Below are 13,604 nucleotides of genomic sequence, written 5' to 3' on the forward strand. Positions count from 1 at the left end.
CGTTTCCATCAGCCAGTTCCCTGAACCAGCCCCCCAACCGTCCCCTTACCCGTTGGCGGTGCTGGCGGCGGCCCCGACCGGGACGGAATGTCCGGTTTCACCCTGCTCGGCACGGCGCGCCAGTTCGGCGTTGCGGGCATGGTGCCGGGCCAGCATCGGCTTCAGAACCAGCAGCGCACAGGCCGCCGCGGTCAGGTCCATGGTGGCCGTGACGTACAGCACGGTCGCCCAGGTGCCGGTGGCTTCCATCAGCAGGTTGCCCATCGGCACCAGCAGCGCCGCGACACCCTTGGCGCAGTAGAGGACGCCGTAGATCTTGCCGGCATGCTTGGTGCCGAAGGTGTCGGCCGAGGTGGCGCTGAACAGGCTGTAGACTTCGCCCCAGGCCAGGAAGACCATGCCGCTGAGGATCAGGAACATCATCGGGTCGTGGCCGAAGCGGCTCAGCATGATGATGCCGACGCCTTCCAGCGTGAAGGCGACGAACATGGTCGCCTCACGGCCGATGTGATCCGAAATGAAGCCGAACAGCGGGCGCGAGATGCCGTTCATCACGCGGTCCAGCATCAGGGCGAAGGGCAGAGCCGCCATGGTCAGGCCGAAGACGCTGACCGGGGCTTCCTTCACGCCCAGATCGTGGGCGATGACGCCCAGCTGGGCCACCGCCATCAGGCCGCCGGTGACGGTGCCGATGAACATCGCCCACATCACCCAGAACACCGGCGTGCGGACCGCTTCGCCCAGCGTGTAGTCGCGGCGGGTCTGCGCGACCTTGGTGGAGGCCTTGACCTGCTCCTTCTGCGGCATGCGCAGGAACAGCGCGGCGCAGATGATGATGGCGCCCTGCACCAGACCGAACCAGAAGAAGGCCGACTGATAGCCGCTGCTGTGGATCATCGCCGAGATCGGCAGGATGGTGAGCGCCGAACCGGCGCCATAGCCGCCCGCCGTCAGGCCGACCGCCAGACCGCGCTTTTCCGGGAACCACTTCAGCGCGTTGTTGACGCAGGTGGCGTAGACGCACCCGACGCCGATGCCGCCGATGGCCGAGCCGACATACAGCATGCTGAGCGTGCCGGCATAGCTGTCGATGATCCAGGACAGGCCGGTGAAGAAGCCGCCGGCGGCGACGATCACGCGGGGGCCGTATTTGTCGATGAAATAGCCCTCGATCGGCGTCAGCCACGTCTGCACGACGACGAAGATGGTGAAGGCGGTCTGGATCGATGCGCGCGTCCAGCCATGGGTTGCCTGGATTTCCGGGACGAAGAGCGTCCAGGCGTACTGGATGTTGGCCGCCGCCACCATGCAGACGATGCCGACGACGATCTGCGTCCAGCGGACCGCATCGGTCACCGGCGGCGCCGATGCCGCCGGTTGTGAATTCATATGAGCCATCGTGCCTCCCGTTTAACTTGCCTGAGCCGGCGGCGCGGCCCCTCTCCCGGGGACCGGCACGCCAATCACGATTGCGGAATGACCCGGACGGACCGCTCTTGCTGACGGTTCCTTTCCGGAACTCGGCGCGGATGCCGACAATCGCTCGGAGTTCGATTGTCCCGATTTAGGAATGCCAGATATGTAATCTGGTATGCCAAAACCGGGGACAAAAAGACACCGACGGACGGATCGACGCCGTAGGCATACAGTCAGACAAAGTAAAAGCTACAATTCGCGTCGCGCCGGATGCCCGGTCCACACCGGTTCTTGTGTCGGTTCACCCGCTTTGACGTAGGTTCTGCAAAAAGAAGCCGTGCCGGTACCTGCACGGCCCCCTCGAACGAGGGTGTGCAGTCTTAGGAGATAGATAGATGCCGCCGTTTCCATAAGGAACCGCATCGGCGACACATGATCTTTTGCTCGGATTGTTTTGGAACTCAACAGTCCGTTTCGTCTTTCCGCATGATGGAAAAACACGGATGTCCGTCTTGGAACGCAAGGGATGCGTCACCACCGGCCTTTGGGCATGGTCGGCAAAAAATGAAACTCGGGGGATTGAAGCAGCGGACCGGCAACCCCGGGGAGGGGGCCGCGGTGTCCGTCCCTGCGGTCAGGCCGGGCGGCGGACCGTCAGGAAGGCGACGCGGGTGTCGCCATAGCGGCGTTCATCGACCGCCGTGAAACCGTCGGGAAGAGGCAAGGGATCGCGATCGGCAACCTCAACCACCGCGAGAGCGCCGTCGGCCAGCCAGCCGGCGCGCAGCAACCCCTCCAGCGCGCGCGGCGCCAGCCCCTGGCCATAGGGCGGGTCGAGGAAGGCCAGCGTGCAGGCGTGAGACGCCGGGGGTGGCTTGGTCGCGTCGGCGCGCAGGATTTGAGCGTTCGCCGCTTCGCGCAACGCCTCGACATTGGCGCGCACGGCGTCCAGCGCCGGCCGGCCCATGTCGAGGAAGCCGCACCAGGACGCCCCGCGCGACAGGGCTTCCAGCCCCAGCGCGCCGGTGCCGCAGAAGGCGTCGACAACCGCGGCGCCCTCGAACTCGGGCGTCCAGTCGGCATGGGCCAGGATGTTGAAGATGGCTTGCCGGGTGCGGTCGGTGGTGGGGCGGGTGTCGCGCCCGCCCGGCGCCACCAGACTGCGGCCGCGATGCTTACCGCCGACGATCCGCACGCGGGCGCTCCGTCCGTCCGCCAGCACCGCCACCGGACCTGTCGCCGCCGCCCTTCGGCCCGCCCCGCGGCGCCGGGCCGGCACCCTTCGGGCCGTTCCCCTTCGGGCCGGCGGATTTGGGGCCAGTGGATTTGGGACCCGCAGTTTTGGGTCCTGCCGCCTTGGACTCGGCCGCCTTGAAGCCCGGAGCCTTGCCGTCTCTCGGCTTAGCCTCCCGGGGCTTGGCATCCCGCGAACGGGCGCCTTCGGAGCGCGGGGACTCGGACCGGCCTGCGTCGGGCCGCCGGGTGTCGGACCGCGCGCCCTCTGGCTTGCCGGGACGACCCGGCTTGGCCGCCGCACCACCGCCCAGCGACAGGGTGCCACGGGTCGATGCGCCGCGCCGGGCCGGCTTGGCCTCTTCGGTGCGGGCGGCTTCGGCCTCGTGCCGCTTGGTGGCGGAGCGCGGCGCGCGCTTCGGAGCGGTTTTGGCGTCCGCCTTCGCATCCGTCTTGCCGGTCGCACGGCCGCCGGAAGCCGCCTTCGCCGGAGCGGCCTTCACCGCCGCATCGGCGCGTGCCTTCGCGCGTTGCTTGGTCCCAGATTCGGCAGGCTCCGCCCCTTCGGGCGTGCCGAAGAAGGGGGCGATCTGTTCGCGGACGACGCGCTTCGGCACCTCCTCGACGGCGCCCTCCTCCAGCTTGCCGAGCTGGAAGGGGCCATAGGCGACGCGGATCAGCCGGTTCACCTGGAGCCCAAGCGACTCCATGACCTTGCGGATCTCGCGGTTCTTGCCTTCCTTCAGGCTGACGGTCAGCCAGGCATTGCGGCCCTGGATGCGGTCCAGCGCGGCCTCGATCGGGCCGTACTTGACGCCTTCGATGGTCGGACCCTTCTCCAGCGCCGCCAGTTGCCGTTCGTCCACCTCGCCGAAGACGCGCACTCGGTAGCGGCGGGTCCAGCCGGTGGCCGGCAGTTCCAGGAAGCGTGCCAGTTCGCCGTCGTTGGTCAGCAGCAGCAGCCCCTCGGTCGTCAGGTCGAGACGGCCGATGGAGACCACGCGCGGCAACTCGGGCGGCAGGCGGTCGAAGACGGTTTCGCGCCCCTTCTCGTCACGGGCGGTGGTGACCAGCCCCGACGGCTTGTGATAGCGCCACAGGCGGGCCGGCTCCGGCTCCGGAATGACCTTGCCGTCGACCTGCACGATATCGCCGGGACGGACCACGCAGGCGGGGCTGTCGAGCACGCGGCTGTTGACCGCGACGCGGCCCTCGGCGATCCAGCGTTCGGCGTCGCGGCGCGAGCAGAGCCCGGCGCGCGCCAGTCGCTTGGCGATGCGTTCGCCGCCGTCGGCGGCGGGGCCGGCGGCAGGGGTGGCGGCGGATTTGGATTTCTTGGCGGTATCGGAGCGGTCCATGGCCGGACCATAGGGCCTGGACGCGCCGCCCGCAACACGAGTCCAGTGCCCGGACGCCGGAATCCGGTTGACGCGCTCCCAGCGGGGTTGGCACCTTGCCCGGCCATGCCGTCTCCCCGCTATATGGACCTTGCCTTCGCCGCCGCCGAGGCCGCCGCCGCGCGTGGCGAGGTGCCGGTTGGCGCCGTCGTCGTCGACCCCGCGACGGGCTCCGTCCTCGCCACCGCCGGCAACCGGACCGAGGAGCTGTGCGACCCCTCCGCCCATGCCGAGTTGCTGGCGATCCGCGAGGCCTGCGCCGCCCGCGGCCAGCCCCGCCTGCCCGGCTGCGACCTCTATGTGACTCTGGAACCCTGCGCACTGTGCGCCGCGGCGATCAGTTTCGCCCGCATCCGGCGGGTCTATTACGGTGCCTATGATCCCAAGGGGGGCGCGGTGGACCACGGTCCGCGCTTTTTCACTCAGCCCACCTGCCACCACGTGCCGGAGGTCTACAGCGGCATCGGGGAAACACGGGCGGGCGCGCTGCTGCGGGGGTTCTTCAGGGAGCGGCGGTGAGCGCCCCGCGGGTCTCAGCCGGCTCCGCGACGCAATGTTATTGCCGGCGCCATGCAATAGAATTGCGCAACGGTCAGGCTTATGCCCCGCAACTCATGCCATAGCAAAGACAGGTGAAAATCCCCCTTCCGGAACAACCGACGCATATAGTTCGTGTAAATACGGTTCACTCTGTTAAGTGTTTGTTTAGCGAATATATGCTCATGATGCGCTGACCGCCTTCAGCCATCAGGAGTTACGAAATGTTGTCGTTCCGCAAGCCGCAGGACAATCAGGCCGCCGAAGAGCTGGCCCTGCTGGGGCGCCATGCGGGTGTCGGGCTTTGGGATGCGGTGATCCACAACGGCGATCCGATGCACGCGCAAAGCCGTTGGCACTGGTCGCCGGAGTTCCGCCGACTCGCCGGCTTCGACCGCGACGACAAGGCAGGCTTTCCGGACAAGGTCGGTTCCTGGGCTGACCGGCTGCATCCGGACGATGCCAAGCCGACCTTCGACGCCTTCATGGCCTGCCTGAACGACCGCAGCGGCCGTACCGGCTACGATGTGAATTACCGGCTGAAGGTGAAGGACGGCAGCTATCGCTGGTTCCGCGCCATCGGCGGTGTCGCCCGCGACAGCAGCGGTCTGGCGCTGCGTGCCTGCGGTTCCTTGATCGACATCAATGCCGAGCGCAATGAACTGGAGCGGGCAAAGCTGCTCGACCGCCACGCCGGTGTCGGGTTGTGGGATGCGGTCTTCCACAATGGCGATCCGATGCATGCGCAGAGCCGTTGGCATTGGTCGCCGGAATTCCGCCGTCTCGCCGGCTTCGACCGCGACGACAAGGCAGGCTTTCCGGACAAGGTCGGTTCCTGGGCCGACCGGCTGCATCCGGACGATGCCAAGCCGACCTTCGACGCCTTCATGGCCTGCCTCAACGACCGCAGCGGCCGTACCGGCTATGATGTCGATTACCGGCTGAAGGTGAAGGACGGCAGCTATCGCTGGTTCCGCGCCATCGGCGGCGTCGCCCGCGACAACAACGGCGTGGCGTTGCGCGCCTGCGGATCGCTGATCGACATCGATGCGGAGAAGCTGTCCGAACTGCGGCAGGTGGAGATGGACGGCGAGCGCCGCCGCACCGTTTCCGGACTTGCCGAATCGCTGGACCGCGAGGTGGGCACCGCCGCCGACCGCGCCACCGCAAACGCCCAGACCGTCGCCGCCGCGACGGAGGAGCTGTCGGCCTCGATCTCCGACATCAGCAGCCGCGCCAACGAAGCGTCGGGCGCCTCGCTGAAGGCGTCCGAGGAGGCGTCGCGCACCAACGCCGCGGTGGAAGCCCTGGTCACTTCGGCGGAGCGCATCGGCGCCATCACCAAGCTGATCAACAGCATCGCGTCGCAGACCAACCTGCTGGCGCTCAACGCGACCATCGAGGCCGCCCGCGCCGGAGAGGCCGGCCGCGGCTTCGCCGTCGTGGCGAATGAGGTGAAGTCGCTGGCCCAGCAGAGCGGCAGTGCCGCCGACGACATCGCCGCGCAGATCGCCTCGGTCCAGCAGGAAGCGCTGCACGCCGTCGACGCCATCCGCCGCATCGGCGCCATCGTCACCGATGTCCAGCAGATCTCCACCACCATCGCCGCCGCCGTATCGCAGCAGGAATCGGCGACCAAGGAGATCGCCCATAGCGTCACCCGCGTGGTCCGCGACATCGAGGTGGTGTCGCAGAACATCGCAACCGCGTCGGAACGGCTGCGGGCGTGATGCTGACATGAAAAGGGGGCGCAGCGATGCGCCCCCCTATTCCATGGAAAATACGCGCCGGGGGATTTTTCAGGAGGCGGCGGTCAGCAGAGAGCGGACGTCACCGAGGAAATGTTCGGCGTTGGCGAGATGCTTGGCCGCACGCTCGCGCGTCACGTCCGCCGCGGGTTCCTCGTAATCGGTCAGCAGGCGGTCGCGCAATGCCGCCGCAAGCGCCTGGGCATGCTCCATCGGCATCAGACCGGGCTTCGCGACATGGTCGAAGAAAAGAGCCTGTACGCCCCGATGCGACTTCGAGCCGAATCCGTAACGGGTCAGGATCGCCAATGCCGCCAAGTCCATCGCCAGATGCGCACGATTGACGCAGTCACGCGGAAATCCACCCGAATAAAGGAGCTTTGCGGCGTTCAGAGCTTCTTCGGCCCGGCCCAACCGTGCCAGAGGATCAATGGTTCCGGTCACACCGGCACTCCCTGCTCCCGAACCGTCTTGATCAGCGGATGTTGGGACGTGCGCAACGTCCGTACCGACCAGACGAAAGGCTGGACGATCCGGCCCGCGTCCATGGTCGGCACGAAAGCAATGTCCATGACCCGATCCGCCTCCTCCAACGGATCGGCCGGCTCATCCTTCAGGATCACGGCCAGATCGAGATCGGACTCGTCGGTATAGTCGTCGCGCGACCGTGAGCCGAACAACAGGATCGAATCCAGACGGGAGCCGAAGACGGCTTCGGCCCCCTGGCGGAATGCGGCGATGGCCGCGCGGGTCTGGGGAGCGGTGTCCATACCGGGGCAAACGGCTTCAGTTGGGACCAAGTTCAAAATAGTCCCTTCGGGACTGTTTTTGTAGGTTCTTCCCTTACCCTTACCGCCCCACCGCCCGCCAGCCGATGTCGCGGCGGCAGAAGCCGTCCGGCCAGTCCAGCGCGTCCACCGCCTTGTAGGCAGCCGCCTGCGCCTCCGCCACCGTCGGGGCCAGCGCGGTGACGCCCAGCACCCGGCCGCCGACCGACAACACCCGGCCGTCCTCGGCCCGCTTGGTGCCGGCGTGGAAGACGGTCACATTCTCCACCGCGCCGGCCTTGTCCAGCCCGCGAATCTCGGTGTTCTTGGCATAGTCCCCCGGATAGCCGTTGGCCGCCATCACCACGCAAAGCGCGGTCTGGTCGTGCCAGCGCAGGTCGATGCTGTCCAGCACCCCGTCGGCCGCCGCCACCAGCGCCGCCAGCGCGTCGGACTTCAGCCGCATCATCAGCGTCTGGCATTCCGGGTCGCCGAAGCGGACGTTGAACTCCAGCGTCTTCGGCACCGGGCCGTCCGGCGTCTGCATGATCATCAGGCCGGCGAACAGCACGCCCTTGAACGGCTTGCCTTCCGCCGCCATGCCCTTGACCGTCGGCAGGATGATCTCGCGCATCACGCGATCCTGCAGGTCGGGGGTCAGCACCGGCGCGGGGGAATAGGCGCCCATGCCGCCGGTGTTGGGACCGGTGTCGCCGTCGCCGACCGCCTTGTGGTCCTGGGCGGATGCCAGCGGCAGCGCGTTCTCACCGTCGCACAGCGCGAAGAAGCTGACCTCCTCGCCGTCCAGGAACTCCTCCACCACCACTTCGGCACCGGCGGCGCCAAAACGGCCGCCGACCAGCGCGTCGTCGATCGCCTCGAAGGCTTCCTGCTCGGTTCGGGCGACGGTGACGCCCTTGCCGGCGGCGAGCCCGTCGGCCTTCACCACGATGGGCGCGCCATGCTTGCGGACATAGGCCTTGGCGGCCTCCGGGTCCTTGAAGCGCTCATAGAAGGCGGTGGGCACCCCGTATTTCGCCAGGATGTCCTTCATGAAGCCCTTGGAGCCTTCAAGCTCCGCCGCCGCGGCGCTGGGGCCGAAGGCCTTGACGCCCAGCGCGGTCAGCTTGTCCACCAGCCCCAGCACCAGCGGGCCTTCCGGACCGACGACGACGAAGTCGATGGCATTGTCCTGGACGAAGCGCACCAACCCATCAACGTCTTCCGACCCGATGGGAACCAGCGTGGCGACATCGGCGATGCCGGCGTTGCCCGGCGCGCAATAGAGCGCGTCGCACAGCGGCGAGTTGGCAATGGCCCAGCAGAGCGCGTGCTCACGACCGCCCGATCCGACGACGAGGACTTTCATGGGGTGGCGCTCCTTCCGCCTTGTTGCGATCTGCGCGCCTTGTATCATGGCGGCGCCCCAACTCAAGAGCGCCATGACGTCCGAAAACGCACCCCTCATCGCCCCCGAACCGCGCCCCGGCTCCAACCTGCCGGAATTCACCGTCGGCGACCTCGCACGCCGGCTGAAGCGCAGCATCGAAGAGGAATTCGGCTTCGTCCGCGTCCGCGGCGAGATCAGCCAACCGAAGAAGCACAGCTCCGGCCACTGCTATATGCGTCTCAAGGACGACACCGCGGTGATCGAGGCGGTGTGCTGGCGCGGCACCATGGCGAAGCTGGCGGTCCGGCCGGAGGAAGGGCTGGAGGTCATCGTCACCGGCCGCATGACCACCTACCCCGGCCGCTCGCAATACCAGCTGATCGTCGAGTCGATGGAGCTGGCCGGCGAAGGCGCGCTTCTGAAAATGCTGGAGGAGCGCAAGCGCCGGCTGGCGGCGGAGGGGCTGTTCGACCCCACCCGCAAGAAGCGCATCCCCTTCCTGCCCGACGTGATCGGCGTCGTCACCTCCCCCACCGGCGCGGTCATCCGCGACATCCTGCACCGGCTGAACGACCGTTTCCCCCGCCATGTCCTGCTGTGGCCGGTCGCCGTCCAGGGCGAGCGCGCGGCGGCCGAGGTGACGGCGGCCATCGAGGGCTTCAACCGCATCCAGCCCGGTGGACGCATTCCCCGCCCAGACCTGATCATCGTGGCGCGCGGCGGCGGCTCGTTGGAAGACCTGATGGCCTTCAACGAGGAGAACGTCGTCCGCGCCGCGGCGGCCAGCGCCATCCCGCTGATCTCCGCCGTCGGGCACGAGACCGACACCACCCTGATCGACTTCGCGTCCGACCTGCGCGCCCCCACCCCGACCGCCGCCGCCGAGATGGCGGTGCCGGTGCGCGGCGAGCTGCTCGCCCAGATCCTGGACGATGAGCGCCGCCTGCTCGCCAGCGCATCGCGCGCGGTGGAGGACCGCCGCAACCGGGTGGAGGGGCTGGCCCGTGGCCTCGGCGATCCCCGCGCTCTGCTGGAGGGCCATGCCCAGCGGCTGGACGACCGCGCCGAACGGTTGAACCTTGCCGCCTCCGCGCTGCTGGAGCGGCGGCGCACCCGCGTCGGCGAGCTGGCCGCCAAGCTGCGCCACCCGCGCGAGAAGCTGGCCCAGGCCGAACAGAGATTGTTGTCGGAGAGCCGGGCGCTCGACTCGGCCCTGCGCCATGCAGTGACCACCGCCGGCGGACGCTTCGACCGCGTGGCCGGGCGGCTGTCGCTGACCCCGGCGCGGGTGAAGCTGGCGGATGGCGAGCGCCGCGTCGCCGACCTGACGCCGCGCCTCGACCGCAGCTATGCCAAAGGGGTCGCCGACATGGCGGCGAAGCTGGCGTCGCTTGGCCAATTGCTGGAAAGTTACAGCTACAAGGGCGTACTGGCCCGCGGCTTCGCCCTGGTCGAAGACCGCGACGGCCGCCCGGTGACCCGCGCCGATCAGGCGACACCCGGTCTGGCCGTCAATATCGTCTTCGCCGACGACGCCAAAGTTGCAGCAACCATCGACGGCGGCGCCCCAAAGGCGGAGGTCAAGACCGAGGCGCCGGCGGAGGCCAAGCCGGAGAAGAAGGCGGCTCCGCGCAAGCCGCGGGTGGTGCCGGTGCAGGGGACACTTTTCTGAGGTCGGATGCCGCGCCCGCATCGGAGGGGCGCGGCATCCGAAGCGGTCACACCGTGCCGGCGAAGCTCCAGCGCAGGGTCTCGCCGCTGCGGAAGGGCAGGACGGCGTCGCCCTCGCTGACCAGGATCAGGTCGGGGGCGACCGACGGACGGCGTTCCAGCGCCACGTGCTCCTCGCTGACCGGCAGGTTGTAGAAACGCGGGCCGTTCAGGCTGGCGAAGGCTTCCAGCTTGTCGAGCGCACCGGCCTCGTCGAAGGCCTCGGCGTAGAGTTCCAGCGCGTTGGCGGCGGTGAAGCAGCCGGCGCAGCCGCAGGCCGACTCCTTGGCCGTGACCGTGTGCGGAGCGGTGTCGGTGCCCAGGAAGAACGGCCCGTCGCCGGAGATCGCCGCCTCGACCAGAGCCACCCGGTGGATTTCGCGCTTGGCGATCGGCAGGCAGTAGAGGTGCGGGCGGATGCCGCCCTGGAAAATGTGGCTGCGGTTGATCAGCAGGTGATGCGCGGTGATGGTGGCGCCGATCCGGCCGCTGGCGGCATGCGCCCGCACGAACTGCACGGCATCGGCCGTGGTCACATGCTCCAGCACCACGCGCAGGGTCTGGTGACGCTCCAACAGCGGGGCCAGGATGGTGTCGATGAACACCGCCTCGCGGTCGAAGATATCGACCGACTGGTCGGTCACCTCGCCATGGATCAGCAGCGGCATGCCGATCTCCGCCATGCGCTCCAGCACCGGAGCGATGCGGGCGATGTCGGTGACGCCATGGGCGCTGTTGGTGGTGGCATTGGCGGGATAGAGCTTGGCGGCGGCGAACACCCCGTCCTTGAAGCCCTGGGCCAGATCGTCGGCATCGGTGCCGTCGGTCAGATAGGCGGTCATCAACGGGGTGAAGTCCACGCCGTCCGGCAGGGCCGCCAGGATGCGCTCGCGATAGGCTACGGCATCAGCGGCCGTCGCCACCGGAGGCTTCAGGTTCGGCATGACGATGGCGCGGCCGAACTGGCGGGCGGTGAAGGGCAGAACCGCCTTCAGCATGGCGCCGTCGCGCAGATGGACATGCCAGTCGTCGGGACGGCGGATGACAAGACGGTCGTTCGGCATGGATCGGGTCCCGGCGCTGGTGTCGAGGAAGGTGGCGAGCTTGGACGACGTTCTATCGCCATCGCCGCCGCATCTCAACAGAACCGGGACGCCGCATCCTCGTGCCGGAGCGCCTCCCCACCCGCCGGCCGGCGTTGGCGGGTGGGCAGGCGCAGCCGGAATGCAGCTTTACTGAATGGTGGTCGAGGTCTTCACCCCCAGTATGTTGTCGATCTTCGCGGCCTGCTCCGCCGTCACCGGCTTGCCGCCAATGGTGGCGAGCTGCTGCCGGGCCTCAGCCATGGCCTTGTCGCGGGCTGCGCTGTCCTTCAGCGCATGCGCGGCCAGCATCTGCTCGTGATACTTGCCGAGCTGGACCGTCAGCTGCTCGGTCGGCTTGGCGCCCAGTTCCTTGGCGACGGCATCGGCCTGGGTCTTGGTCACCTCGGCCTTCGGCGTGGCCGCGACCTGCTCATGCTTGGTCTTGCCGGCATCGGCCTTGGTCGCGTCGGCCTTCGGCGCCTCGTGCTTCGTGGCTTCGGTCTTGGTGGTCTCGCTCTTGGTGACGGCCTTATGGTCGGTCTTCTGCTCGACCTTCGGCGCAGTCGTGGTGGAGTCGGTCGTCGCGGCGGGGGCGGACGCGGCCGGCGCGGCCGGAACGACCGTTGCGGCACCCGCGCTCAGCACGGGGGCTGCCGCCATCAGGGCGGCAAACGCAAGGGTCGAAACGGACGAGCGGATACGCGACCCAAAGATGGTGCCGGACATTTGGTTTCTCCATTTCGGTGAACGATCCGCGCTGCGGGATCGTGCTTAGATGAACGCCGCCCCGCCGCCGTTCATTCCACGCCCTTCCAAAAAATTTTCGCGGCCACTGAAAAATTTTCCGGCGCAGGTGACGGGGCCGGCGAAAGGGGCTAGAAAACGCACGCTTTTCCTATCCAAGCGCGGACCCTCTCCGATGAGCCTGATCACGCCCCGCACCCCGCCCGGAACGATGGAGCTGCTGCCGCGCCAGCAGGTGGCCTTCCAGCGCATGCTGGACACCATCCGCCGCGGCTACGAGCGGTTCGGCTTCGTCCCCGTCGAAACCCCGGTGTTCGAGACGGTGGACACGCTGCTGACCAAGTCGGGCGGCGAGACGGAGAAGCAGGTCTATTTCGTCCAGTCCACCGGAGCGATCCAGCAGGGCAACAAGCCGGAACTGGCGCTGCGCTTCGACCTGACCGTGCCGCTCGCCCGCTATGTGGCGGAGCATGAGCGCGATCTCGCCTTTCCCTTCCGCCGCTATCAGATCCAGCGGGTCTACCGCGGCGAGCGGGCGCAGCGCGGGCGCTTCCGCGAATTCTACCAGTGCGACATCGACGTGATCGGCAAGGACAGCCTGTCCGCCCATTACGACGCCGAGATCCCGGCGGTGATCCACCATGTCTTCACCGAGCTGAACTTCGGCGGCTTCACCATCAACGTGAACAACCGCAAGATCCTGCTGGGCCTGCTCGACGGTCTGGGCGTTGCCGACGCCGACACCCGCGTCCTGGTTCTGCGCGAGATCGACAAGCTGGACAAGATCGGCCGCGACAAGGTGCGCGCGAGCCTCCTGGGCCTGGGCGTGACCGAGCATGCCGCCGACACCATCCTGTCGCTGATCGACATGAAGGGCACGAACGCCGAAACGCTGGCCGCACTCGGCGCGCTCGACATCGAGAACGCCATCTTCCGCGAAGGCGTCGGCGAACTGACCACCGTCATCGAGGGGCTGAAGGCCTTCCAGGTGCCGGAGGGGACGGTGCGCATCAACCTCGCCATCGCGCGCGGCCTCGATTACTACACCGGCACCGTCTACGAGACCTTCCTGAACGACCATCCCGGCATCGGTTCGGTCTGCTCAGGCGGGCGCTACGAGAATCTCGCCAGCCACTACACCAAGTCGAAGCTGCCCGGCGTCGGCATCTCCATCGGCGCCACCCGCCTGTTCTACCAGCTGATGGAGGCCGGCATCATCAAGGACGCCGCCCCCACCGCGCAGGTGCTGGTGACCCAGATGGACCCGGCTCTGTCCGCCGACTATTTCCGCATGGCAAGCGAGCTGCGCGCCGCCGGCATCAACACGGAAATCCAGCTGGACGGCGGCAAGATCGCCAAGCAGATGAAGTATGCCGACCGCGCCGGCATCCCCGTCGTCCTGCTGATGGGCTCCGACGAGAAGGCCCGCGGCACCGCGACCCTGAAGCATCTGGTCAAGGGCGAGCAGGTCGAGGTTCCGCTGGGTGAACTGGCGGTGCGGACGAAGGCATTGCTGGAGGGGTGAGGGGTACCGCCTTAAACTCCCCGTTAACCATAAATCCCCTATCGTTCCGGCC

General features: G+C 67.8%; 12 protein-coding genes. 4 read left to right on the top strand and 8 right to left on the bottom strand.

Annotated elements, in window-relative coordinates; translation table 11 throughout:
- Window positions 1-45: 45 nt before the first annotated feature.
- The 3 genes from oxlT to TSH20_RS06165 all read right to left on the bottom strand — a co-directional run bounded on the left by oxlT (window position 46) and on the right by TSH20_RS06165 (window position 4,007).
- Window positions 46-1,389, bottom strand: coding sequence for an oxalate/formate MFS antiporter (oxlT, locus tag TSH20_RS06155; RefSeq protein ID WP_109073893.1), 1,344 nt, complete (start codon window positions 1,387-1,389; stop codon window positions 46-48).
- A gap of 661 nt (window positions 1,390-2,050) precedes the next feature.
- A complete protein-coding gene (gene rsmD, locus TSH20_RS06160) occupies window positions 2,051-2,611 on the bottom strand; it encodes a 16S rRNA (guanine(966)-N(2))-methyltransferase RsmD (RefSeq protein ID WP_109074074.1) in 561 nt (186 codons plus the stop codon).
- Window positions 2,592-4,007 (bottom strand): pseudouridine synthase, encoded by a 1,416-nt coding sequence (locus TSH20_RS06165; protein ID WP_109073894.1) that lies wholly within the window; start codon window positions 4,005-4,007, stop codon window positions 2,592-2,594. The genes rsmD and TSH20_RS06165 overlap by 20 nt, the downstream gene beginning before the upstream one ends.
- A 105-nt stretch (window positions 4,008-4,112) precedes the next feature.
- Here TSH20_RS06165 and TSH20_RS06170 point away from each other — a divergent pair, with 105 nt between their 5' ends.
- Together TSH20_RS06170 and TSH20_RS06175 are read left to right on the top strand one after the other, a co-directional pair.
- Window positions 4,113-4,565: a nucleoside deaminase gene (locus tag TSH20_RS06170; RefSeq protein WP_109073895.1), complete on the top strand. Its 453-nt coding sequence runs from the start codon at window positions 4,113-4,115 to the stop codon at window positions 4,563-4,565.
- Window positions 4,566-4,807: 242 nt separating this feature from the next.
- Window positions 4,808-6,313: a PAS domain-containing protein gene (locus tag TSH20_RS06175; RefSeq protein WP_109073896.1), complete on the top strand. Its 1,506-nt coding sequence runs from the start codon at window positions 4,808-4,810 to the stop codon at window positions 6,311-6,313.
- A 69-nt stretch (window positions 6,314-6,382) separates the two neighbouring features.
- On the opposite strand, the gene TSH20_RS06180 is transcribed toward TSH20_RS06175, so the two are convergent.
- From TSH20_RS06180 to purD, 3 genes are all read right to left on the bottom strand, one after another.
- Complete coding sequence (locus TSH20_RS06180; RefSeq protein WP_158281959.1) at window positions 6,383-6,775, bottom strand: HEPN domain-containing protein; 393 nt, start codon at window positions 6,773-6,775, stop codon at window positions 6,383-6,385.
- Window positions 6,772-7,101, bottom strand: coding sequence for a nucleotidyltransferase domain-containing protein (locus TSH20_RS06185; RefSeq protein ID WP_109073898.1), 330 nt, complete (start codon window positions 7,099-7,101; stop codon window positions 6,772-6,774). Before TSH20_RS06185 ends, TSH20_RS06180 begins: the two co-directional genes overlap by 4 nt.
- Window positions 7,102-7,180: 79 nt before the next feature.
- The gene (gene purD / locus TSH20_RS06190) at window positions 7,181-8,467 is read right to left on the bottom strand and encodes a phosphoribosylamine--glycine ligase (RefSeq protein WP_109073899.1); all 1,287 of its coding nucleotides are present in this window, start codon (window positions 8,465-8,467) and stop codon (window positions 7,181-7,183) included.
- Between the two features lie 73 nt (window positions 8,468-8,540).
- Here purD and xseA point away from each other — a divergent pair, with 73 nt between their 5' ends.
- Window positions 8,541-10,160, top strand: coding sequence for an exodeoxyribonuclease VII large subunit (xseA, locus tag TSH20_RS06195; protein ID WP_109073900.1), 1,620 nt, complete (start codon window positions 8,541-8,543; stop codon window positions 10,158-10,160).
- Window positions 10,161-10,206: 46 nt separating this feature from the next.
- Here the strand turns inward: xseA and pyrC are convergent, their stop codons facing one another.
- Window positions 10,207-11,262 carry a dihydroorotase gene (pyrC, locus tag TSH20_RS06200; RefSeq protein WP_109073901.1) on the bottom strand — a complete coding sequence of 352 codons (1,056 nt, stop codon included), beginning with the start codon at window positions 11,260-11,262 and terminating at the stop codon, window positions 10,207-10,209.
- A 168-nt stretch (window positions 11,263-11,430) separates the two neighbouring features.
- The gene (locus TSH20_RS06205; protein ID WP_109073902.1) at window positions 11,431-12,009 is read right to left on the bottom strand and encodes a hypothetical protein; all 579 of its coding nucleotides are present in this window, start codon (window positions 12,007-12,009) and stop codon (window positions 11,431-11,433) included.
- 193 nt (window positions 12,010-12,202) lie between these two features.
- On the opposite strand from TSH20_RS06205, the gene hisS reads away from it, so the two are divergent.
- On the top strand, window positions 12,203-13,552 hold the full coding sequence (hisS, locus tag TSH20_RS06210; RefSeq protein WP_109073903.1) for a histidine--tRNA ligase: 1,350 nt from the start codon (window positions 12,203-12,205) through the stop codon (window positions 13,550-13,552).
- Window positions 13,553-13,604: the final 52 nt, after the last annotated feature.

This window comes from Azospirillum sp. TSH20 (assembly GCF_003115935.1).
Lineage (GTDB): Bacteria > Pseudomonadota > Alphaproteobacteria > Azospirillales > Azospirillaceae > Azospirillum.